General features: G+C 65.5%; 22 protein-coding genes and 1 tRNA gene. 19 read left to right on the top strand and 4 right to left on the bottom strand.

Annotation, left to right across the window (positions count from 1 at the left end; translation table 11 throughout):
* Window positions 1-48: 48 nt before the first annotated feature.
* The 12 genes from rpsB (at window position 49) to rpmE (ending at window position 11684) form a co-directional block, all read left to right on the top strand.
* A complete protein-coding gene (gene rpsB / locus VF643_RS06495; protein ID WP_331042552.1) occupies window positions 49-873 on the top strand; it encodes a 30S ribosomal protein S2 in 825 nt (274 codons plus the stop codon).
* Window positions 874-1000: 127 nt separating this feature from the next.
* The gene (gene tsf / locus VF643_RS06490) at window positions 1001-1954 is read left to right on the top strand and encodes a translation elongation factor Ts (protein WP_331042551.1); all 954 of its coding nucleotides are present in this window, start codon (window positions 1001-1003) and stop codon (window positions 1952-1954) included.
* 186 nt (window positions 1955-2140) lie between these two features.
* The gene (gene pyrH, locus VF643_RS06485; protein WP_331042550.1) at window positions 2141-2878 is read left to right on the top strand and encodes a UMP kinase; all 738 of its coding nucleotides are present in this window, start codon (window positions 2141-2143) and stop codon (window positions 2876-2878) included.
* Window positions 2865-3422 (top strand): ribosome recycling factor, encoded by a 558-nt coding sequence (frr, locus tag VF643_RS06480; protein ID WP_331042549.1) that lies wholly within the window; start codon window positions 2865-2867, stop codon window positions 3420-3422. Before pyrH ends, frr begins: the two co-directional genes overlap by 14 nt.
* 73 nt (window positions 3423-3495) lie before the next feature.
* Window positions 3496-4221 carry an isoprenyl transferase gene (locus VF643_RS06475; protein ID WP_331042548.1) on the top strand — a complete coding sequence of 242 codons (726 nt, stop codon included), beginning with the start codon at window positions 3496-3498 and terminating at the stop codon, window positions 4219-4221.
* The gene (locus VF643_RS06470; RefSeq protein ID WP_331042547.1) at window positions 4218-5039 is read left to right on the top strand and encodes a phosphatidate cytidylyltransferase; all 822 of its coding nucleotides are present in this window, start codon (window positions 4218-4220) and stop codon (window positions 5037-5039) included. Before VF643_RS06475 ends, VF643_RS06470 begins: the two co-directional genes overlap by 4 nt.
* 10 nt (window positions 5040-5049) lie before the next feature.
* Entirely contained in the window at window positions 5050-6207 is a 1158-nt protein-coding gene (gene dxr, locus VF643_RS06465) for a 1-deoxy-D-xylulose-5-phosphate reductoisomerase (protein WP_331042546.1), read from the top strand.
* Window positions 6204-7337 carry a M50 family metallopeptidase gene (locus tag VF643_RS06460; protein WP_331042545.1) on the top strand — a complete coding sequence of 378 codons (1134 nt, stop codon included), beginning with the start codon at window positions 6204-6206 and terminating at the stop codon, window positions 7335-7337. Before dxr ends, VF643_RS06460 begins: the two co-directional genes overlap by 4 nt.
* A 180-nt stretch (window positions 7338-7517) precedes the next feature.
* Entirely contained in the window at window positions 7518-10187 is a 2670-nt protein-coding gene (bamA, locus tag VF643_RS06455; RefSeq protein WP_331042564.1) for an outer membrane protein assembly factor BamA, read from the top strand.
* Complete coding sequence (locus VF643_RS06450) at window positions 10187-10855, top strand: OmpH family outer membrane protein (RefSeq protein ID WP_331042544.1); 669 nt, start codon at window positions 10187-10189, stop codon at window positions 10853-10855. The genes bamA and VF643_RS06450 overlap by 1 nt, the downstream gene beginning before the upstream one ends.
* Entirely contained in the window at window positions 10852-11343 is a 492-nt protein-coding gene (gene fabZ / locus VF643_RS06445) for a 3-hydroxyacyl-ACP dehydratase FabZ (protein WP_331042543.1), read from the top strand. Before VF643_RS06450 ends, fabZ begins: the two co-directional genes overlap by 4 nt.
* 110 nt (window positions 11344-11453) lie before the next feature.
* Complete coding sequence (gene rpmE, locus VF643_RS06440) at window positions 11454-11684, top strand: 50S ribosomal protein L31 (protein ID WP_331042563.1); 231 nt, start codon at window positions 11454-11456, stop codon at window positions 11682-11684.
* A 58-nt stretch (window positions 11685-11742) separates the two neighbouring features.
* Here rpmE and VF643_RS06435 read toward each other — a convergent pair.
* Window positions 11743-11832: transfer RNA gene (locus tag VF643_RS06435), tRNA-Ser, on the bottom strand.
* A gap of 112 nt (window positions 11833-11944) precedes the next feature.
* Here VF643_RS06435 and VF643_RS06430 point away from each other — a divergent pair.
* From VF643_RS06430 to mazG, 7 genes are all read left to right on the top strand, one after another.
* Window positions 11945-12967, top strand: a complete 1023-nt coding sequence (locus tag VF643_RS06430) for a lytic murein transglycosylase (protein WP_331042562.1) — start codon at window positions 11945-11947, stop codon at window positions 12965-12967.
* A gap of 79 nt (window positions 12968-13046) precedes the next feature.
* Window positions 13047-14213 carry a D-alanyl-D-alanine carboxypeptidase family protein gene (locus tag VF643_RS06425; RefSeq protein WP_331042542.1) on the top strand — a complete coding sequence of 389 codons (1167 nt, stop codon included), beginning with the start codon at window positions 13047-13049 and terminating at the stop codon, window positions 14211-14213.
* 12 nt (window positions 14214-14225) lie between these two features.
* Window positions 14226-15206: a DNA polymerase III subunit delta' gene (locus VF643_RS06420; RefSeq protein ID WP_331042541.1), complete on the top strand. Its 981-nt coding sequence runs from the start codon at window positions 14226-14228 to the stop codon at window positions 15204-15206.
* Between the two features lie 248 nt (window positions 15207-15454).
* Complete coding sequence (gene metG, locus VF643_RS06415; protein ID WP_331042540.1) at window positions 15455-17008, top strand: methionine--tRNA ligase; 1554 nt, start codon at window positions 15455-15457, stop codon at window positions 17006-17008.
* The gene (locus tag VF643_RS06410; protein WP_331042561.1) at window positions 17008-17784 is read left to right on the top strand and encodes a TatD family hydrolase; all 777 of its coding nucleotides are present in this window, start codon (window positions 17008-17010) and stop codon (window positions 17782-17784) included. The genes metG and VF643_RS06410 overlap by 1 nt, the downstream gene beginning before the upstream one ends.
* Window positions 17781-18545 (top strand): MBL fold metallo-hydrolase, encoded by a 765-nt coding sequence (locus VF643_RS06405; protein WP_331042539.1) that lies wholly within the window; start codon window positions 17781-17783, stop codon window positions 18543-18545. The genes VF643_RS06410 and VF643_RS06405 overlap by 4 nt, the downstream gene beginning before the upstream one ends.
* A gap of 119 nt (window positions 18546-18664) precedes the next feature.
* Window positions 18665-19375, top strand: coding sequence for a nucleoside triphosphate pyrophosphohydrolase (mazG, locus tag VF643_RS06400; RefSeq protein WP_331042560.1), 711 nt, complete (start codon window positions 18665-18667; stop codon window positions 19373-19375).
* Here the strand turns inward: mazG and hflX are convergent.
* The 3 genes from hflX to VF643_RS06385 form a co-directional block, all read right to left on the bottom strand.
* Window positions 19356-20648, bottom strand: a complete 1293-nt coding sequence (gene hflX, locus VF643_RS06395) for a GTPase HflX (RefSeq protein ID WP_331042538.1) — start codon at window positions 20646-20648, stop codon at window positions 19356-19358. The genes mazG and hflX overlap by 20 nt on opposite strands.
* Entirely contained in the window at window positions 20645-21136 is a 492-nt protein-coding gene (gene hfq / locus VF643_RS06390) for an RNA chaperone Hfq (protein ID WP_331042537.1), read from the bottom strand. Before hfq ends, hflX begins: the two co-directional genes overlap by 4 nt.
* Window positions 21137-21269: 133 nt before the next feature.
* Window positions 21270-22646 carry a sigma-54 dependent transcriptional regulator gene (locus VF643_RS06385; RefSeq protein ID WP_331042536.1) on the bottom strand — a complete coding sequence of 459 codons (1377 nt, stop codon included), beginning with the start codon at window positions 22644-22646 and terminating at the stop codon, window positions 21270-21272.

Raw genomic sequence — 22646 nt, 5'->3', positions numbered from 1 at the left:
TCCCCGTCTCTCGGCCCTGCAGAGGTATAACCGGAAGGAGAATAGACCATGGCGTCCAACGACGTTTCCATGCAGCAGCTGCTTGAGGCTGGTGCCCACTTCGGCCACCAGACCCACCGCTGGAATCCGAAGATGAAACCCTACATCTTCGGCGACCGTAACGGCGTCCACATTCTCGATCTGTCGCAGACCGTGCCGCTGTTCGCGCGCGCGCTCGAATTTGTTTCGTCCTCGGTCGCCGGCGGCGGCAAGGTGCTGTTCGTCGGCACCAAGCGCCAGGCGCAGGAAGCCATTGCGGACGCAGCGCGGCGCTCGGGCCAGCATTTCGTCAACCATCGCTGGCTGGGCGGCATGCTCACCAACTGGAAGACGATCAGCAATTCGATCAAGCGCCTCAAGACCCTTGAGGAGCAGCTGTCTGGCGACACCCACGGCCTGACCAAGAAGGAAGTCCTCCAGCTGACGCGCGAGAAGGACAAGCTCGAAATGTCGCTCGGCGGCATCCGCGACATGGGCGGCGTGCCCGACGTGATGTTCGTGATCGACGCGAACAAGGAAGAACTGGCGATCAAGGAAGCCAATACGCTCGGCATCCCGGTCGTCGCGATCCTCGATTCGAACGTGTCGCCGGACGGCATCGCCTTCCCGGTGCCCGCGAACGACGACGCCAGCCGCGCGATCCGCCTGTATTGCGAAGCGATCGCGATCGCCGCGACGCGTGGCGGGCAGGAGCAGCAGCGCCGCACCGGTGCCGACATCGGTTCGATGATGGAGCCGCCGAGCGAGGATGCGCTCAGCACCGACCCGATCGTCGAGGACGCCGCCGCCCAGGGTGAGCAGGCTGCCGAGGCCGAGCGCCAGATCGACGCGTAATCGTCACACGCTTGCCTGATATGGGGCAGCGATAAATCCAGCCGTTCGTGCTGGGCGAAGTCGAAGCACCTGGCGTGCCCTTCGACTTCGCTCAGGGCGAACGGATGTTTGCATGAGGAACACGAACATGGCCGATATCACGGCAGCGATGGTCAAGGATCTGCGCGAGAAGAGCGGCGCGGGCATGATGGATTGCAAGAAGGCGCTGAACGAGACCGCGGGCGACATGGACGCCGCGATGGACTGGCTGCGCACCAAGGGGCTGGCCGCCGCCGCCAAGAAGTCCAGCCGCACCGCGGCCGAGGGGCTGGTCGGCGTCGCCGTCGCCGGCACCAGGGGTGCCGCGGTCGAGGTGAATTCGGAAACCGATTTCGTCGCCAAGAACGCGCAGTTCCAGGATTTCGTCCGCGAAGTGACGCAGATCGCGCTCGCCACGGGTGATTCGGTCGATGCGATCAAGGCCGCGGCGATGCCGTCGGGCACCAGCGTCGCCGACGTGCTGACGAACAATATCGCGACGATCGGCGAGAACCAGTCGATCCGCCGCGCGCGCCGCCTGGAAGTGTCGCAGGGTGCGGTCGTTCCCTATGTCCACAATGCCGCGGTTGCGGGCCTCGGCAAGATCGGCGTGTTGGTCGCGCTCGAATCGGATGCTGCCGACGACGTGCTCCAGGCGCTCGGCAAGCAGATCGCGATGCACATCGCCGCGGCCTTCCCGCTGGCGCTGAACGAAGCCGATCTCGATGCCGACATGATCGAGCGCGAGCGCGCGATCGCGACCGAAAAAGCCGCCGAATCGGGCAAGCCCGCCGATATCGTCGCCAAGATGGTCGAGGGCGCGATCGCCAAATACCGCAAGGAGCATGCGCTGGTCAGCCAGTTGTTCGTGATCGACGGCAAGACCAAGATCAGCGACGTCGTGGCCAAGGCGGGCAAGGATGCGGGCACGACCATCGTGCTGAAGGACTATGTCCGCTTTCAGCTCGGCGAAGGCATCGAGAAGGACCAGTCCGATTTCGCCGCCGAAGTCGCCGCGGCCAGCGGCGTGCCCCAGAAACCCGATACGACGACGGAGGCTTGACCTGAATCCCCTCTCCCCCCGGGAGAGGGGCAAGCTCGCGCAGCGAGCGAGGGGTGAGGGCGAACGCGTCACCCTCACCCTCCCGCAGCCTTCGGCTGCTCCCTCCCTCTCCCGGTGGGAGAGGGGTTTATTCTACCCGCACCCGCGCCTAAGGTCCGGCGCCACCCCCATCACGATCGAGACCGCATGACGCCGCCGCGCTTCAAACGAATCCTGCTGAAATTGTCGGGCGAAGTGCTGATGGGCGAGGGCGGTCTTGCCATCGACCCGGCGGTCACCGCTCGCGTCGCCGGCGAGATCAAGGACGCGCGCGACGCCGGATATGAATTGTGCGTCGTCGTCGGCGGCGGCAACATCTTTCGAGGGCTTTCGGCCGCGGCCAAGGGCATCGAGCGCGCGACCGCGGACTATATGGGCATGCTCGCCACCGTGATGAACGCGCTCGCGGTGCAGAATGCGCTGGAACAGATCGGCGTCGACACCCGGGTCCAGTCGGCAATCCCGATGGCCAGCGTGTGCGAACCCTTCATCCGCCGTCGCGCCGAGCGCCACCTGGAAAAGGGACGCGTCGTGATCTTTGCGGCGGGCGTCGGCTCGCCCTTCTTCACCACCGATTCCGGCGCGGCGCTGCGTGCCGCCGAGATGAAGTGCGACGCCTTGTTCAAGGGAACCAGCGTCGACGGGGTCTATGATGCCGATCCCAAGAAGGTGCCGACCGCGACGCGTTATCACACGGTCAGCTACAGCCGCGTGCTGTCCGACGACCTGAAGGTCATGGACGCCAGCGCGATCGCCTTGTGCCGCGACAATTCGATTCCGATCGTCGTCTTCAACATCCGCGAACACGGCAACCTTGCCGCGGTGCTGCGCGGTGAAGGCGTGTCGACGATCGTCCAGCAGGAGATGACCGATGCCAGCCTATGACAAAGCCGACCTGCAACGCCGGATGACCGGCGCGGTCGATGCGTTCCGTCACGATCTGGGCGGCCTGCGCACCGGGCGCGCTTCGACGACGCTGCTCGATCCGGTCGTCGTCACCGTCTACGGATCGCAGATGCCGCTGAACCAGGTCGCGACCGTCTCCGCGCCTGAGCCGCGGATGCTGTCGGTGCAGGTGTGGGACAAGAGCAATGTCGGCCCGGTCGACAAGGCGATCCGCTCGGCCGGCCTGGGGCTGAACCCGATCACCGACGGTACGACCCTGCGCCTGCCGATCCCTGATCTGACCGAAGAGCGGCGCAAGGAACTCGCCAAGCTCGCCAATCAATATGCCGAAAAGGCGCGGATCGCGGTGCGCAACGTCCGCCGCGACGGCATGGATTCGCTGAAGGTCGACGAGAAGAAGAACGTCTTCGGCGAAGACGAGCGCAAACGCCACGAAACCGATCTCCAGAAGCTGACCGACACGACGATCGCCGATCTCGATGCAACCGCGGCTGCCAAGGAAAAGGAAATCCTCGGCAAGTGACGGGCAAACAGCGCACGCTGTTTAGCTCATGCCGGGGGCATGAGCGGCCCGGCGCTCGCTGGAGTGCCGGCCGGTGAGCACCGCGCCCCTCAGTGCCGTCGCCTCACCCGCACCGCCCGCCATCCCCCGCCACGTCGCCATCATCATGGACGGCAACGGCCGCTGGGCAAAGGCGCGGCACCTGCCGCGGTTTGCCGGGCACAAGGCGGGGGTGGATGCGGTGCGCCACGTCACCCGCGCCGCGCGTGCGCTGGGGATCGAGGCGCTGACCCTCTATGCGTTCTCCAGCGAGAACTGGCGCCGGCCCGAGGAGGAGGTCAACGACCTCATGGGGCTGCTGCGTCTCTTCATCCGCCGCGATCTCGACGAATTGGCGCGTGAGAACGTCCGGCTGCGGGTGATCGGCGACTATCGCCGTTTCGCCCCCGATCTGGTCGAACTGGTCGACGCGGCGATCGCGCGGACGGCTGCGAACACCGGCCCCATTCTGGCGATCGCGCTGAACTATGGCGCTCAGGCCGAACTCGCCGCCGCGGCCCGCCGGCTGGCCGCGCGCCTGGCGCCCGAGGACATTACCGAAGCCGCGATCGAGGCGGAGCTGGAGACGCGCGACCTGCCGCCGCTCGATCTGATGATCCGCACATCGGGCGAACACCGGCTGTCGAACTTTCTGCTGTGGCAGGCGGCCTATGCCGAGCTGCTGTTCGTCGACACGCTCTGGCCCGATTTCGACGGTGAAGCGCTCGCCGATGCGGTGGCGGCGTTCGGGCGGCGGCAACGACGCTACGGCGGGCTATGAGCGAGCCGCTGCCCGAAACGCCCGACGCAAGGCTGCGGACGCCCTCCAATTTGCGCCTGCGGATCGTCGCCAGCATCGCGATGATCGCGACCGCGCTGGTCGCGCTGGCGGTGGGCGGTGTTCTCTTCTGGCTGCTCGCGGTGATCGCTGCCCTCTTCATGATGGCGGAATGGGCCGATCTGGCGGGCGTCGGCGCGCGCGAGAAGCGGATCGCGCAATTCGCGCTGTCCGTCCCGCTCGCGCTGATGGCGCCCGCATCGCTGCTGATCGAGGTCCATGACTTCTTCACCCTCGGGCTGCTCGCCGGGGCGGCGTTCTTCGTCGTCATCGTCACCGGGGGGCGTCAGCTCGCGGCAGGCATCCTCTATTGCGGACTGCCGGTTCTCGCGTTGGTCGTCATGCGGCGTCAGGAGGAGGGCATCGTCTATGCCACCTGGGCGCTCGCGCTCGTCTGGGCGACCGATATCGGCGCGTTCTTCGCCGGGCGCACGATCGGCGGCCCGAAGCTGGCGCCCCGGATCAGCCCGGCCAAGACCTGGTCGGGCCTGATCGGCGGCATCCTGCTCGCCACCGCGCTGGCCGTCGCGATGCACGCGTATTACGGCCTGCCCTTGCGGCTGGTCGTCGCCACCCCGCTGCTGGCGATTCTGGCGCAGGTCGGCGACCTGTTCGAAAGCGCGATCAAGCGCCGCGCCGGCGTGAAAGATTCGGGCCACACCCTGCCTGGCCACGGCGGCGTCCTCGACCGGCTCGACGGTGTAGTGCCGGTGGCGCCGGTGGCGGCGCTGCTGGTGATGTTGCCGCTGCTGCTGGCATGAGCAACGTCCGATGAAGACGGTGACCATCCTGGGCGCGACCGGATCGGTCGGCACCTCGACGCTGGACCTGGTGGAGCGCGCGCCGCAGGATTTCCGCGTTCTGGCGCTCACCGCCAATTGCGACGTCGCGGGGTTGGCCGCCGCCGCGATCCGCACCCGTGCTGCCCTTGCGGTCGTTGCCGACGAGACGTGCCTGCCAGCGCTGCGCGATGCGCTCTCGGGGACCGGCACCGTCGCGAACGGCGGCGCGCACGCGGTGAGCGATGCCGCCGCGATGGGCGCGGACTGGACGATGGGCGCGATCGTCGGCTGCGCAGGCCTTGCCCCGACGATGGCCGCGGTCGCGCAGGGCGGCATCGTCGTCCTGGCCAACAAGGAACCGCTCGTATCCGCTGGCGACCTGATCCTCGCGGGCGCGCGAGCGAGCGGCGCGACCCTTCTGCCCGCCGATTCCGAACACAATGCCATCTTCCAGTGCCTGGATGCCGCGCGTCCGCAGGGAGTCCGCCGCATCATCCTCACCGCCAGCGGCGGCCCGTTCCGCGACTGGTCGCGCGAGGCCATGCGCAGCGTCACCCCGGCTCAGGCGGTCGCGCACCCCAATTGGTCGATGGGTGCCAAGATCTCGGTCGATTCGGCGACGCTGATGAACAAGGGGCTGGAACTGATCGAGGCCGCGCGGCTGTTCCCGATCGCGCATGATCGGATAGAGATCGTCATCCACCCGCAATCCGTCATCCACAGCCTGGTCGATCATATCGACGGCTCGATGCTGGCCCAGCTCGGCCCCTCCGACATGCGCGTGCCGATCGCGCACTGTCTGGCCTGGCCGGCCCGGATGGCGACGCCGATGGCGCCGATCGATCTGGTCGCGATCGGCCGCCTCGATTTCGAAGCCCCCGATGCCGTCCGCTTCCCTGCACTCCGCCTCGCGCGTCAGGCGCTGGAGGCCGGCGGCGCGCGCCCGGCCATCCTCAACGCCGCCAACGAGGTCGCGGTCGCCGCCTTCCTCGCGGGGCGAATCGGCTTCCTCGAAATTGCCGCAATCGTGGCCGATACGCTCGATCGCTACGATCCGCCCGCGCCGGAGACGCTCGACGCCGTGCTTGGGGTCGATGCAGAGGCGCGGGTGTATGCGGATGCCTGTGTGAAGGATTGCGTCATTTGATCCAGACTCCTGGCCTGCTGCTGACGATCGCCGCGTTCATCCTGGTGATCGGTCCGCTCGTCTTCGTCCATGAAATGGGCCATTACCTCGCCGGGCGATGGTTCGGGGTGAAGGCGGAAGCCTTTTCGATCGGCTTCGGGCGCGAGGTCGCCGGATGGACCGACAAGCGCGGCACCCGCTGGAAGCTCGGCTGGCTCCCGCTCGGCGGCTATGTCAAATTCGCCGGCGACATGAACCCGGCCAGCCAGCCCAGCGCCGAATGGCTGTCGCTGCCCGCCGCCGAGCGTCAGCGCACGTTTCAGGCAAAGCCGGTGTGGCAACGTGCGATCATCGTCGCCGCCGGACCGGTGGTGAACTTCGTGCTGGCGATACTTATCCTCGCCGGCTTCGCGGCCACCGTCGGTGTCGATCGCACCCCGCCCGTCGTCGGTACCGTCCAGGCGGGAAGCCCGGCGGCGCAGGCGGGGCTTCGCGCAGGCGACCGCGTCACCGCGCTCGGCGGACGCGGGATCGACACCTACCGCGATCTCCAGCTCTACGTCATCATGCGTCCGGGCGAGCGGGTCGCGATCGACTATGTTCGCGGACAGACGCCTGCCGTCGCGCAGGCCACCTTCGGCAGGGTCGCGATGCGTGATCGCTTCGGCAACGAGACCGCAATCGGCCGCCTCGGCATCAGTTCGGGCGCGATCGTCTATGAACCCGTGCCTCTCCTCGAAGCGCCGGTCGCCGGCGTTCGCATGGTCGGGGGTATCCTTCGCGGCACCCTCGACGGGCTCGGCCAGATCATTACCGGTCGGCGCAGCCTGGACGAACTCGGCGGGCCTATCCGCATCGCCAAGGTGTCGGGCGAGCAATTCTCGCTCGGCTGGTCGGCGCTGGTCCTCTTGATCGCGTTCGTTTCCATCAATCTCGGGTTCATCAACCTGCTGCCAGTTCCCATGCTCGATGGCGGGCATCTGTTCTTCTATGCGATCGAGGCGGCGCGGCGGCGGCCGGTGGCGGCGAGCACGCAGGAATGGGCCTATCGCGGCGGGCTTGCGGCGTTGCTCGCGCTGATGTTGCTCGTCACCGTCAACGATCTGGGCAGCCTGGGCTTGTGGAAAAGCCTGTCCGGGTTGATCGGGTGACGCAGGTAGGGCAGGGCGCGCGCGGGATGCGCCGGGCGACGTGGATCGGCGGGGCATGGGTTGGGCGAACGTGATTTAGGCGATCAGGGGTCGACGCGACTTTTCTGGGATGGGTTTTCTGTGACAGCGATTCAGAGTTCTTCTTACGTGCGTGCGGGCGCGATCCTGCTTGCGGGCACGATGCTGTCGGGGGTGCCGGTTCAGGCCCAGACCCCGGCCGCGCGCCCCGCTGCGCGCCCGGCCGCGCCGGCGCGGGTGGTGCCGCCGGCCGTCGTCGCCCCCGCCGCACCGCAGCGCACGATCACGACGCTCAGGGTCGAAGGATCGCAGCGGATCGAGCCGGACACGGTGTTGTCCTATACCAAACTGCGCCAGGGCCAGGCCTATACCAACGAGACGCTCGATCAGGCGATCAAGGACTTGTACGCGTCGGACCTGTTCGCCGACGTGTCGGTCAGCGGCGCCGAAACCGGCGAGATCGTGCTGCGCATCCGCGAGAATCCGATCATCAATCGCGTGATCCTGGAGGGCAACAAGCGCCTGAAGGAAGACAAGATCAAGAAGGAGATCAAGCTCGCGCCGCGACAGATCTTCACCCGCACCGCGGTGCGCCAGGACGTTGCGCGCATCGTCGAGCTGTACCGCCGGCAGGGTCGCTTCGCCGCGGTGATCGAACCCAAGCAGGTCAGCCTCGATCAGAACCGCGTCGATGTGGTGTTCGAGATCAGCGAAGGACCGAAATCCAAGGTCCGCCAAATCAACATCATCGGCAACGAGAAATTCTCCGACGATGCGCTGCGCGGCGAGATGGCGACGAAGCAGTCGCGGCTGTTCCGCCTCCTCTCATCCAACACGTCCTACGATCAGGACCGCCTGGCCTATGACCAGCAGAAGCTGCGCCAATTCTATCTAACCAATGGCTACGCCGATTTCCGCGTGACCTCGGCGGTGGCCGAACTCACCCCGGACAAGCGCGATTTCATCATCACCTACGTCGTCGAGGAAGGATCGCGCTACAAATTCGGCGACGTCACCGTCGACAGCGAAATCCGCGACTTCGACAACAAACGGCTGGCCGCGTCGCTGCCGCTCAAGAAAGACGACTGGTATAACGCCAAGCTGGTTGAAGATGCGATCGACTCGCTGAGCCAGTCGGCGGGGCTGTTCGGCTATGCCTTCACCGAGGTCAGTCCCGAATACGCCCGCGACAAAGACACGCTGACGATGGGGATCAATTTCGTCATCGCGCAGCAGCAGCGCAGCTACGTCGAGCGGGTGGACATCACCGGCAACACGCAGACCCAGGACAAGGTGATCCGCCGCGAGATCCGTCTGGCGGAGGGCGATGCCTTCAACAGCTTCCAGATGAAGCGGTCGCAGGACCGCATCAACAGCCTGGGATATTTCCAGGACAAGTTCGAAATCAAGCCGGTCCAGGGATCGTCGCCCGACCGCGTCGTGTTGGAGGCCAACGTCGAGGAGAAGTCGACGGGCGAGCTGCAGCTGTCGGCGGGTTATTCAAGCCTCGAACGCTTCATCATCCAGGCGTCGATCACCCAGCGCAACTTCCGCGGCAAGGGCCAGGAGCTGCGCGCGGGCGTCAATTATTCGACCTATTCCAAGTCGGTCGAACTCGGCTTCACCGAACCATATCTCTTCGACAAGAACATCGCGATCGGTGGCGACATCTTCCGCCGCGATTTCAACTCGTTCAACTTCAACGGCAACCAGCGCCAGACCACCTATTCGCAGGTATCGACCGGCTTCCAGGTTCGCGCCGGCGTGCCGCTCACCGAATTCTGGTCGCTTTCGGGTCGCTACGGTCTGTCCTATGACGAGGTCGGGCTCGACGAGGCCAGCTTCTTCACCAACGGCGTCTGCGATCCGCTCAAGGCCGGACGCTATCTGTGCGAGGCGATCGGCAATCGCTGGACGTCGTCGATCGGTTATTCGCTGATCTACGACAGCCTCAACAGCCGCCTGCGCCCGACCGCGGGCCAGCGCTTCTCCTTCAGCCAGGATTTCGCCGGGCTGGGTGGCGACGTGAAATATCTGCGGTCGCGCGCCGAGGCCTCCAAATTCTTCAACGTCGGCTCGGGCTTCATCTTCTCGCTGGTGGGTGAGGGCGGCTATATCCGTTCGCTCGAAAAGAGCCGGGGCGAGGGTGTGGACAAGGTCCGCATCACCGATCGTTTCTATCTGGGCGAACCGCAGTTCCGCGGCTTCAACATCCGCGGCGTCGGCCCGCGCGTGCAGCGTATCCCCTATACGACCGACGCCAATAACAAGCAGGTTCTGGTCACTGATCGCGACCAGATCATCGACGATGCCCTTGGTGGCACCGCTTACTATCTGGCGCGTGCGGAGCTGGAAATTCCGCTCGGCTCGGGCGCGCGCGAACTCGGCCTGCGTCCGTCGATCTACGTCCAGGCGGGCAGCCTGTTCAGCATCACCCGGCCGCTGCCGACGGTGACCTTCCCCGTCGCGGCGGATGGCACCGTCTTGCCGATCACGACGCCGTTGTTCGACAGTTCGGGCAATGCGCTCTACCTCGTCAGCGCGACCGATACGACCAATGCCGGCGCCATCACGACCTGCCGGACGGGCTTTTCCGCGACCTTGGGTGGCGCCTGCACGGGCACATCGGTGAACGGCGTCTATTCGTCCTCGACCGCGCCGTTCAAGGAAGTGTTCTACGGCAGCAACGCGCGGCCACGCCTGTCGGTCGGCATCGGCGTCAACTGGAATTCCCCCTTCGGTCCGCTTCGCATCGACGTGGCCAAGGCGCTGCTGCGGCAGCCCGGCGACGATCCCAAACTCATCACCTTCAACGTAGGAACCCAGTTCTGATGAATACCTTCCAGAAAACCGCCGCACTCGTCGCCGCACTTGCCGCGCCGCAGCTGCTCTCCGCTCAGGCCGCAGCGCCCGCTCCGGCCCCCGTCGCCTCGGCGCCGGCCTATCCCGCAATCGCGGACTTCGCCGCCGCCGTGCGCAGCTCGAACGCCTATCAGGCCGCGGCGCGCGCGATCCAGACGCAGTACAAGGCGCAGATCGACGCCTATAACGCGCGCAGCCAGCCGCTTCAGGCCGAGTTGCAGCGGTCTGCGCAGGAAATCCGCACGCTTCAGCAGGCAAACACCCCCGAAGCCACGATCAACCCGCGCATCCAGGCGTTCCAGGCGCGCCAGCAGGCAATCCAGACCGAACTGGCCCCGCTCGCCGCACCGTTCGAGCGTCCGCTGGCCTATGCCGAGGAGCAGATCACCGCGAAGCTCGATCAGGCGACCCGCAACGCGATGACCGCCAAGCGCGTCAACATCCTGCTGCGCCCGGAAGGCGTCGCCTTCGCGCTGCCGACCTCGAACATCACCGCCGACATCGCACAGCAGCTGAACGCGCTGGTGCCGACCGTCTCGACCGCAGTGCCCGCGAACTGGCAGCCGGGCGGGCAGGGCGGTGCGGCACCCGCCGCCGCCGCGCCGGCCGCCACGCCGCGCCGCAACCAGGGCCGGTGAGCGACGCTCCCCCGGCCCCGGCGGTGAGCAGCGCTTCCATCGGCCCGCTGGACATCACGCGGGTCATGGCGGCGGTGCCGCATCGCTATCCGATGCTGCTGGTCGATCGTGTCGAGGATCTCGTCCTCGACACGTCGATCGTCGCGATCAAGGCGGTGACGATCAACGAAGGCTTCTTCCAGGGTCATTTCCCCGGTCGCCCGATCATGCCCGGCGTGCTGATCGTCGAGGCGCTGGCCCAGGCGGCGGGCATCCTCGCGGTCGAGAGCCTCGGCCTCGCCGGTTCCGGCAAGCTCGTCTACTTCATGGCGATCGACGGCGCGAAGTTCCGCAAGCCCGTCGAACCCGGCGTATTGCTGCGGCTGGAGGCTGAATTCGTGCAGAAACGCAGTTCGGTCTGCAAGTTCGCAGGTCGTGCGAAGATCGACGGACAAGTCGTTGCAGAGGCCAACTTTACGGCAATGATCGCCGATCCTCCCAAAGCCTGAATACTGCCGCCTATGCGCGATGATAGAGAACTTTGACTTTTTGGAGCACGTCGGCTAGGCGGCGCGCTTCGCTCAGGCTGGTCGGAACCAGCCACGCCCGGAGATGCATGATGAAGCCCGATACCCACCCGAACTACCACATGATAAACGTCCAGATGACCGACGGCTCGGTATTCCAGACGCGCTCCACCTGGGGCAAGGAGGGCGACACGATGACGCTCGACATCGATCCGCTCGCGCATCCGGCGTGGACCGGCGGTCGCGGCACGATGCTCGACACCGGCGGCCAGGTCGCACGCTTCAACAAGCGCTTCGGTGGTGGCCTGACGCTGCGCAAGTAAGCCGCGACGGCGGTATCAGGACGGCGGTTCCCGGCGAGGGAGCCGCCGTTCGCATGTCTGGCGGAGGGAGTGGGATTCGAACCCACGGTGAGCTTGCACCCACGGCGGTTTTCAAGACCGCTGCCTTAAACCACTCGGCCATCCCTCCGGCCCGCAACCCGTTAGCCGCCGCGCGCCCCCGCGTGCAAGTGCTGCGACGACACGGGGTTCCGCACGCCGCTCGGCTATGGCAGGGTCGGGGCATGATCGGTCAAGCAACGATGGCGAGGATATGGCGCGGCGGCGCGCTGGCGGCGCTCGCGCTGCTCGGCGGCGCGCCGGCACAGGCGCAGGACGATGCCGGCTTCCAAGCCTATCTCGCCGGCTTGCGCGGGCAGGCGATCGCACAGGGCGTGTCGCCTGCCACGTTCGATGCGGTCGCGCCGACGTTAACGCTCAATCCTCGCGTCGTCGCCCTCGATCGCGCACAGCCCGGAAACGAGGCGAGCACGACCTCGCCTCCCTTCGCTCCTTATCGCGCGCAGCATGTCGACGCGGCGCGCATCGGTCGCGGTCAGCGCGTGTATCAAGCGCAGCGCGCGCAACTGTCCGCGATCGAGAGCCAGACGGGCGTGCCCGAGGCGATCATGGTCGCCATTTGGGGGCACGAGACGAATTACGGCGCGTACACCGGCAATTTCGACCTTCTGCGCAGCCTCGCCAGCCTCGCCTATGACGGTCGTCGCCGCGAACTGTTCCAGGGCGAGTTCATCGCGGCGCTCAAGATGCTCGACCGCGGCGTGCCCCGCGAGCAACTCAAGGGCAGCTGGGCGGGCGCCACCGGCAATCCGCAATTCCTGCCGTCGATCTACCTGCGTCTGGCCCGCGACGGCGACGGTGACGGCCGCGCCGACATCTGGAGCAGCCAACCCGATACGCTCGCTTCCATCGCCAATTACTTCGCCAGTGCCGGCTGGCGTGCCGGCGAACCCTGGGGCGTCGCGGTGACCGTGCCCGCAGAAATGGACCGCGCCGAAGTCCGCAATCGGCTGGTGTCGCCACGATGCCCGCGCGTCTTCGCCCGGCACAGCGGCTGGCGGACGATGGCCGAATGGCGCGCGCTCGGCGTGAGCGCGCAAGGCGCCTGGCCCGCCGATCGCACGCTTGCGACCCTGTTCGAGCCGGACGGCCCCGGCGCGACCGCCTATCTCCTGACCGGCAACTACCGCGTCATCCTCGACTACAATTGCTCGAACTTCTACGCTCTTTCGGTCGGGCTGCTCGCCGATGCGGTCGAACGCTAGCGGCGGGCGCGTGGCGGGGCTATGATGCACCCATGATCGCCAATCGATCCAATATGTTCAGCTACGGACCTGCCAGCTTATGAAACTGCCCGCCACTGCTTCCCTCATCGCGATCCTCGCCAGCGTGCCATCCGCGGCGGCCGCACCGCAGTTTCAGACGCCGGCGCCCGTCGCCTTTCTCCAGGACATGTCGTCGGGCGCGATCCTCTTCGCGCGCGACGCCGATCGCCGGATGCCGCCGGCTTCGATGGCGAAGATGATGACGGTCTATGTCGCCTTCGACATGATTAAGAAGGGCGAATTGAAGCTCAGCCAGCAGTTTCCCGTGCGGCCAGAAACCTGGCAGAAATGGCATGGTCCTGCCGCGGGCTCTACGATGTTCCTCTCCACGGGCGAGAACGTCAGCGTCGACAATCTGCTCAAGGGCATCGTGACGCTCTCAGGCAATGACGCCTGCGTCGTTCTGGCAGAGGGCATCTCGGGCACCGAAGAGGGCTTCGTCAGCCGCATGAACCAGGCGGCCAAGGAACTCGGCCTGACGAACAGCAACTTCGGCAATTCCAACGGCTGGCCCGATAACGGCGTGACCTATGTCACCGCGCGCGATCTGGCGAAGCTGGCCGCCGCGACGATCCAGAATCATCCGACGCTCTACAAAAAATATTACAGCCTGCCGAGCTTCACCTGGGGCAAGACGCTGGGTGCGGGTGCCGACATCACCCAGGCAAACCGGGATCCGTTGCTCGGCCGCGTGGCCGGCGCCGATGGGCTGAAGACGGGGCACACCGAGGAGGCCGGCTACGGCTTTACCGGTTCGGCCGAGCAGAACGGCCGGCGGCTGGTGATGGTGATGGCGGGGCTGACCAGCTTCAACCAGCGGATCAGTGAATCCGTCGGCTTCATGAACTGGGGGTTCCGTGCCTGGCAGGCCAAGCCAATCGTCGCCAAGGGCAAGCACGTCGAATTCGCAGACGTGCAGATGGGCAGCAGCAGCACCGTCGGCCTTGTAGCGCCGAAAGCATTGACCGTCACCCTGCCCGCGGGCGCGGTGCCCGAGATGTCGGCCAAGGTCGTTTACGACGGCCCGGTGAAGGCACCGATCAAGGCAGGCGACCACATTGCCGACCTGGTCGTGTCCTCGCCCGACATGCCCGAACAGCGGCTGCCGCTGGTCGCCGAAAGCGATGTTGCCGAAGCAGGCTTCTTCGGACGCGCCTGGGCGGGGCTTACCTCGCTTTTCGGGTGATCGGGTGACGTCGTGAGCCCGGTGTGGGGAAATGCCAGCGCCCAATCCGTGTTTCTGGCGGCGCTGGCGGGCGGCGCACTGCACCACGCGTGGCTGATCGCCGGGCCGGAGGGTGTCGGCAAGATGCGCTTCGCCCAGGCCGCGGCGACACGGATGCTGGCCGAGGCATCGGCCGGCGGCGTCGCCGAAGATGGGCTGGCGGTCGCGGAGTCGCACCCCGTTCACGCGCTCATCGCGGCCGGGTCTCACCCCGATTTCCGCATCCTGCGCCGCTTGCCCAAGGACGCCGAAAAGCCGGACCAGGATGTGGCGCGAAGCATCTCGATCGCCCAGATCCGGGCGCTTCAGCCGATGCTGGCGACAACGCCGTCCATGGGGCCACGGCGCGTTGTCGTGATCGACTCGATCGACGATCTGGAACGGCCGGGTGCGTCCAATGCCCTGCTGAAGAATCTTGAGGAGCCACCGGCAGGCACGATCTTCCTGCTTGTCAGCCACGCGCCGGGAAGGCTGCTGCCGACGATCCGCTCACGCTGCCGCCTACTCCGCTTCGACGTGCTGGATGCGCCCGACATGGCCGGCGCCATCCGCGATGCGCGCCCCGAAGCGAGCGACGACGAAGTGGCAGCGCTGATCGCGATCGGCGAGGGGTCGCCCGGGCGGGCCTTACGTTACGCGGGGCTGGATGTCGCCGCGCTCGACGCCGCGATTGCGGCGATCGCCAGCGACGGCGATCCAGGCAATGCGCGGCGCGTGAAACTCGCCAAGGCGCTAATCGGCAAGACGGCACAGCCGCGGTACGAGGCATTTCTGGACCGCGTTCCCGCCTATATCTCCGTTGCTGCGCAAGGCCGCCGGGGTGCTGCGCTGGTGACCGCACTCGACGCCCATGCCGCTGCGCGCGAATTGGCAAGCGCTGCGGTGGGCCTCTCGCTCGATCCCCAGGCGACGGTGTATGAGATGGCGGGTCTCGTCGCGCGCCTCCACGCGTGACGGCTTGCAATGTTGGAAAAAGTCGGATCAGGATTTGCCGACTGTCCATGCTCCTTCTCAGTGATGCGTCATGCGCTGCTGTCGCTAGAATGGTGACAGCAAACCAAGCCCGATCGTTATCAATTCGGGTGGCCTGACGTCCCGCAGGTATTTGCGTTACCTTCGTTACCTTTGCGAAGGCCGCCGGCGGGACATTGCGCCCTCCGCGCGGCTTCACCTCGCCTCGTGGATGCTCTACGAGCGCGTGCATGGCCGAACCCTATTACATCACCACCGCAATCAGCTATCCGAACGGCCGCCCGCATATCGGACACGCCTACGAAGCCATCGCGGCCGACGCGATCGCGCGATTTCAGCGTCAGGCCGGTCGCGACGTTCGCTTCCAGACCGGCACCGACGAACACGGGCTGAAAATGGTCCAGGCCGCGCGGGCGGAGGGCCGCCCGGTGGCGCAACTCGCCGACGAGATGTCGGGATATTTCCGCGACATGTGCGACGCGTTGAATATCTCCTACGATCGTTTCGTGCGGACGACCGAACCTGCGCATTACCGCGCCAGCCAGGCATTGTGGGAGGCGATGGCCGCCAAGGGCGATCTCTATCCCAGCCGCTACGAGGGCTGGTATTCGGTACGCGACGAGGCCTTTTATACCGACGCAGAGGTCGTAGAGGGTGAGGGCGGGATAAAACTCTCGCCCCAGGGCACCCCGGTCGAGTGGACGGTCGAGGAAAGCTGGTTCTTTCGCTTGTCCAAATATCAGCAGCCGCTGCTCGATCTCTACGCGCGCGACCCCGACTTCATCCGTCCGGACGGCAGGCGGAACGAGGTGACCCGGTTCGTAGAAGGCGGCCTGACGGACCTTTCGGTATCGCGGACCAGCTTCGATTGGGGCGTTCCGGTGCCTGGCGCCGATGGCCATGTCATGTACGTGTGGGTCGATGCGCTGACCAACTATCTGACCGGCATCGGTTATCCTGATGCCGACGCTGCAGAGCGCCGCTACTGGCCCGCGGATCTGCATCTGATCGGCAAGGACATCGTGCGGTTTCATGCGGTGTATTGGCCGGCCTTCCTGATGTCGGCGGACATTCCCCTGCCCAAGAGCGTGTTCGGTCACGGCTTCCTGCTCCACCGGGGCGAGAAGATGTCGAAATCCATCGGCAACGTCGTCGATCCACAGGCCTTGGTCGCGGCATTCGGGGTCGATGCCCTGCGCTATTTCCTGCTACGCGACGTCAGCTTCGGCCAGGACGGCAGCTATTCGGCCGAGGCGATCGTCACCCGGGTCAATGCCGAACTGGCGAATAGCTTCGGCAATCTGGCGCAGCGCACTTTGTCGTTCATTGCCAAAAACTTGGAAGGCGCGTTTCCATCGGTCGGCACGGCCGCCGAAGCTGATGGCATGTTGATCGAGGAAGTGGTCGTCGCTTGCGCCGGTCTGCGCGCCGCCTTCGGCGATCTGGCGCTTAGCCAGGGCATCGAAACGTGGATGCGCGGCGTCTTCGCCTGCAATCAATATATCGACGCACAGGCACCCTGGGCATTGCGCAAGACGAACCCTGATCGGATGCACGCGGTCCTGCGCACGCTCGTTCGCGCGATCCGGATGCTGGCCATCGCCATCCTGCCGGTCGTGCCGACTGCGGCGGCGAAGGTGCTCGACCAGGTCGGCGCGGAAGAACGCGATCATGCCGCCATCGACGACGATGGTTGGTATGAACGAGTTGCCGCCTCAGGCTTTCGTATCGCTCCGCCGGCGCCGGTCTTCCCGCGGCTGGAACTTCCTCCGGAGGCCGCGTGATGCTTGCCGACAGCCACTGCCACCTCAATTATGAAGGACTCGCCGAGGTTCAGGACGCGGTCCTTGCCCGTGCCCGCGCTCGCGGCGTCACCGCGATGCTCAACATCGCGACCCGCGAATGCGAATGGGATGCGGTCCTCGCCACCGCCGAGGCGCAGGCGGACGTGTGGGCAACGGTCGGCATCCACCCGCACGAAGCCGACGCGCACGCCCATGTCGATGCCGCCCGCCTGATCGCTCGCGCCGCCCACCCGCGCATAGCCGGGATCGGGGAGAGTGGTCTGGATTATCACTACGATCATTCCGATCGCGCCCGTCAGCAGGCGAACTTTCGTGCCCACATCGTCGCCGCGCGCGAAACCGGCCTGCCGATCGTCGTCCACACCCGCGATGCCGAGGACGATACCTTTGCGATCCTGGCGGACGAGATGGGGAAGGGGGCCTATTCCGGCGTCATCCACTGCTTCACGGCGTCGTCGGATTTCGCCGACAAGGCTTTGGAGTTGGGCTTTTACATTTCGATCTCGGGCATCGTCACCTTCAAGAACGCGCGCGATCTGCAAGCGATCGCAGCACGTCTCCCGATCGACCGGCTCCTGGTTGAAACCGACGCCCCGTTCCTAGCACCCGTGCCGCATCGCGGGAAACCTGGCGAACCCGCCTTCGTCGCCGACACGGTCGCGTTACTTGCGAAACTGCGCGGAGAGGATGTCACTGAACTGGCATCACGTACCGCAGAGAACTTCCACACTCTTTTCACGCGAACCCGCGCGTGAAAGTCCGCATACTCGGCTCGGGCACTTCGTCCGGCGTGCCGCGCATCGGCAACGACTGGGGTGAATGCGACCCCAATGAACCCCGCAATCGCCGAACCCGCGCGTCGATCCTGGTCGAACACGACGGCCATCGTATCCTCGTCGACACCAGCCCCGACATGCGCCAGCAGTTGCTGGACGCCGATGTCGCGACGGTCGACGCGGTGGTTTGGACCCACGACCATGCCGACCATTGCCACGGCATCGATGATCTCCGTCAAGTGTATCACGCGCTCGGCCACCCGGTCCGCGGGATGGCACATGCGTCGACGCTGACAACGCTGAAAACGCGTTTCGCTTACGCCTTTGCAGGCCGCACGGGCTATCCTCCGGTCGTCGTAGGAGAATTGCTGCCCGATCGGTGGACCTGCGATGGCGTGACGATCGACGTCGTCGAGCAACCACATGGAAGCATCGTCTCGGCAGGCCTTCGGTTCTCTGATGGCGGCAAGAGCATCGGCTATGCCACGGATTTCCATGCAATGACGCCCGCGATGGAGTCGTTATACACCGGGCTGGACGTTTGGATCGTCGATGCGCTGCGTCGTCGTCCGCATCCGTCGCATCCCGATCTCGCCACCGTCTTGGGCTGGATCGAGGCACTCATGCCAAAGCGTGCGATCCTCATCCACATGGATCACACGATGGACTATGCGACGCTCCGCGCGACCCTGCCGCCGAACGTTGAACCGGGGTATGACGGTTTGGAAGTTACATTGTGAACTCCACAGCCGTCGAAGTGGCGCACCGCGAAGTTTTACATAATGTACATTATCGGACTTTGTCGGATTGAGGAAATATTAACGTGGCGGGTTACTCTCTCGACCGTCTGGTCGCGATTATGGCGCGGCTCCGTGACCCGAACACCGGCTGCGAGTGGGATCGTGCCCAGACCTGGGCGACGATTGCTCCTTATACGATCGAAGAAGCCTATGAAGTGGCAGACGCCATAGCACGGAGCGACGTGGTCGACCTCAAGGACGAACTCGGCGACCTGCTGCTCCAGATCGTTTTCCACAGCCGGATCGCCGAGGAGTCCGGCGCATTTGCTCTGGACGATGTGGTGACCGCGATTGCGGACAAGATGGAGCGCCGTCACCCGCATATTTTTGGCGGCGCTCCCACGACGCGCGACTGGGAAGCGATCAAGGCTGAAGAACGTAGCACAAAGGCTCAGGTCGGCGCACTTGCTGGGGTCGCGGCGGGATTGCCCGCATTGTTACGCGCCGAGAAGCTTCAAAAGCGCGCCGCGCGTGTCGGTTTCGACTGGCCCGATCCATCCGGACCGCGAGCGAAAATCGACGAAGAATGTGTCGAGGTGGAAAACGCAGAGGGAGAAGCCGTCGCCGAAGAGATCGGCGATCTGCTGTTCGCGGTCGTCAATTGGTCTCGCCACCTGGGGGTAAACGCCGAAGCAGCCCTGCGTGCCGCCAACATCAAATTTGAACGACGTTTCGCAGCTATGGAGGAGATCGGCGGCAAATCGTTTCCCGCGATGGACCTGGCTGCGAAGGAAGCGCTTTGGCAGGCCGTCAAGAATCGCGGCGGATGAACCGGTCGTAATCGGCTTCGGACAGCCGAACATCGTAGAGCGCCCTGTCCTCCTCGACTGTGGTGCCGAGAACCTCGCCATGCGCATGCAGCCATGCCGCACCCGCACCATCGCCAGATTCTAGAATAATACGATACCGTCGATGGGCGGAGGTGAGTTTGGCCGCGACCCGGTCGACGAGCGCCTCCACCCCTTCCCCGTCGAGCGCAGATACGGCGACAACGTCGCGGCGGCGGCTTGCTTCACCGGCGACCTCCAAGCGCCTTTCCCCGTCCAACAAGTCGAGCTTGTTCCACACTTCGAACCGGGGCGTCGTGTCAGCCACGCCGATTTCGGCCAGCACCGTTTCGACATCGGCGCGCTGTGCTTCGCTGTCCGGATGCGCGATGTCGCGGATGTGGATCAGGAGGTCGGCCGATGTCACTTCTTCCAAGGTTGCCTTGAATGCGGCGACCAACTGGGTGGGTAGATCGGAGACGAAGCCGACCGTGTCAGAGAGGATTGCCTTGTCGATGCCCGGCAACGCGATCTGCCGCAGCGTCGGGTCGAGCGTGGCGAACAGCAGGTCTTCCGCCATGACATCGGCGCCGGTCAAGCGATTGAACAAGGTGGACTTTCCTGCATTGGTGTAACCGACGAGCGCGATGATCGGCCACGGCGCGCGTTGCCGCCGATCACGGTGCAGGCCACGTGTGCGAGTCACCTGGTCCAGTTCGCGCCGCAGCCGCGCCATACGGTCGCGAATCAGGCGTCGATCGGCCTCGATCTGGGTTTCGCCAGGGCCGCCGAGAAAGCCGAAGCCGCCACGTTGCCGTTCGAGATGGGTCCAACTCCGCACCAACCTTCCCGACTGATAGTCGAGATGTGCGAGTTCGACCTGCAAGCGCCCTTCCGCGCTCGCCGCGCGTTCGCCGAAGATCTCGAGGATCAAGCCCGTGCGGTCGATCACCTTGGCACCCAGCGCGGTTTCGAGGTTGCGCTGCTGGATCGGCGAGAGCGCAGCGTCGAAGACGACCAGTCCCGCTTCTTCCATCCGCACCAGCGTCGCGATCTGCTCGGCCTGCCCGCTTCCGATCAGCGTCGCGGCGCGTGGCTCGCGCACCTTGAGCGCGACACGATCGACGACAACGACGCCGATCGCGGCTGCCAACCCGGCAGTTTCCGCCAGCCGGGCGTCGGCATCGCGCGAGGCGTCCCCGCGGTCCGGCAACACCACGATCGCGCGTGCGCCACGCGCAAATTCGTCACGGTCGCGCTCGAAACCGGCACTCATTCGTCCACCGATCCCGCTTGCTCTTCGGCCAGGTTCAGCGCCTGCGCCGGCTGAATCGTCGAAACCGCATGTTTATAGACCAGCTGTGCCATGCCTTCCCGCTGCAGGACCATGCAGAAGAGGTCGAAGCCCGCGATTTGGCCCTGAAGCATGACGCCGTTGACCAGGAACATGGTGACGCTCGTTTCGGACTTCCGCACCGCGTTGAGAAATATTTCCTGCAACAACGGCTGCTTGCGCTGCGCTTCACCCACCGCTTCGACAAGGCTCGCAACGTCGATGGTGCCCGCCGGCATGATGGTTGAGATCGCGTGCTTGTAGATCAGCTGTGACTGCCCGTCGCGGCGCAGCAACACCGAAAAGTTGTCGAACCAGGTGACGATACCCTGGAGCTTGACGCCCTTTACCAGGAACATGGTCACCGGCGTTTTCGAGCGGCGAAGTGTGTTGAGGAACAGATCCTGGAGTGAACCTTGCTTGTCGGCCATGATGCTAGCCCCTTCTTATTGGCGAAGCGTTGCTCCGCGATGGCGCCGTTCGTCGGCGTTCGAAAACCCCTGGGGCGCAAGCCCGTGAGGCCAGCCCATCTATGGTTCCCGCCCCCAAACGTAAAGAACCGTATCAGTCATCGCGCGTCTCGGTGATCCCGAGCAGCTTGAGCTTGCGGTGCAGCGCCGAGCGCTCCATGCCGATGAAACTGGCGGTACGCGAGATGTTGCCGGAAAAGCGGCGGATCTGAACCCGGAGATATTCGCGCTCGAAGGTCTCGCGTGCTTCACGCAGCGGCGATCCCATGATGGCGGTCGCACCCCCGCCCCCGATGTCGCCAGGATGGCCGAGCACTTCGGCGGGGAGCAGATCGAGGTCGATGCTGCCGATCCGGTCTCCGGGTGCCAGGATGATCGTGCGTTCGACTACGTTGCGCAGTTGGCGCACATTGCCGGGCCAGTCGTAGGATTGCAGCGCGACCATAGCGTCCCCCGCAACGCCGGGCGTGGGCACCCGGCGTTCGGCCGCATAACGCGCGACGAAATGCTCCACCAAGGCAGGAATGTCCTCGCGGCGCTCGGCAAGCGAGGGAAGTACGACGGGAACGACGTTGAGCCGATAGTAGAGGTCTTCGCGAAAACGCCCGTCGGCGATTTCCTGGGTCAGTTCGCGCGCGGTTGCCGAAACGACACGCACGTCGACCCGCACGATCCGCGTGCCGCCGATCCGAGTGAAGCTCTGGTCGGTCAACACGCGGAGGATGCGCCCCTGGGTGGCGATCGGCATATCCGCAATATCGTCCAGGAACAGCGTGCCGCCATGGGCCTGTTCCAACAGTCCCGGACGCACCAGATCGCCCGCCTCCTCGACGCCGAACAGTTCCTCCTCGACCCGTTCGGGCGTCATCCGTGCCGCGCTGACGATGACGAAGGGCGCGTCGGCACGGTTGCTCCAGCCGTGAAGGAGGCGGGCTGCAACTTCCTTGCCGACGCCCGCGGGGCCGACGAGCAGCACCCGGCTACCAGTTGCCGCGACGCGTTTGAGCGTCGCACGGACGTTGTTGATCGCAGCGGAGCTACCGGTCAGGTCGGTCTCGCGGCCGACCGCGGCGCGCAGGCTGGCGACCTCGCGGCGCAGGCTCTCGGTTTCGGTGGCGCGCGCGACCATCAGCAGCAGGCGCTCGGCCTCGAACGGCTTTTCGATGAAGTCCGCGGCTCCTCGGCGGATGGCGGCTACTGCGGTATCCAGATTGCCGTGCCCAGAGATGACGAGGACAGGGATGGACGGATCGCGCCGCTTAATCTCGTCCAGCAACTCCAGCCCGTCGAGCTTCGATCCCTGAAGCCAGACATCGAGCAGCACGAGCGAAGGTCGCCGCGCGGCGATCGCTTCGAGCGCTGCGTCGCTGTCGGCGGCCGAGCGGGTGTCGTAGCCTTCGTCTTCCAGCACGCCGGAGACGATGTCGCGGATGTCGAGTTCGTCATCGACGACGAGAATATCGAGGGCCAT

Source organism: Sphingomonas sp., from assembly GCF_036387595.1.
Taxonomy (GTDB): Bacteria; Pseudomonadota; Alphaproteobacteria; order Sphingomonadales; family Sphingomonadaceae; genus Sphingomonas.
Note: the sequence above shows the minus strand (reverse complement) of the source record. Positions and strands in the feature narration are given on the sequence as shown.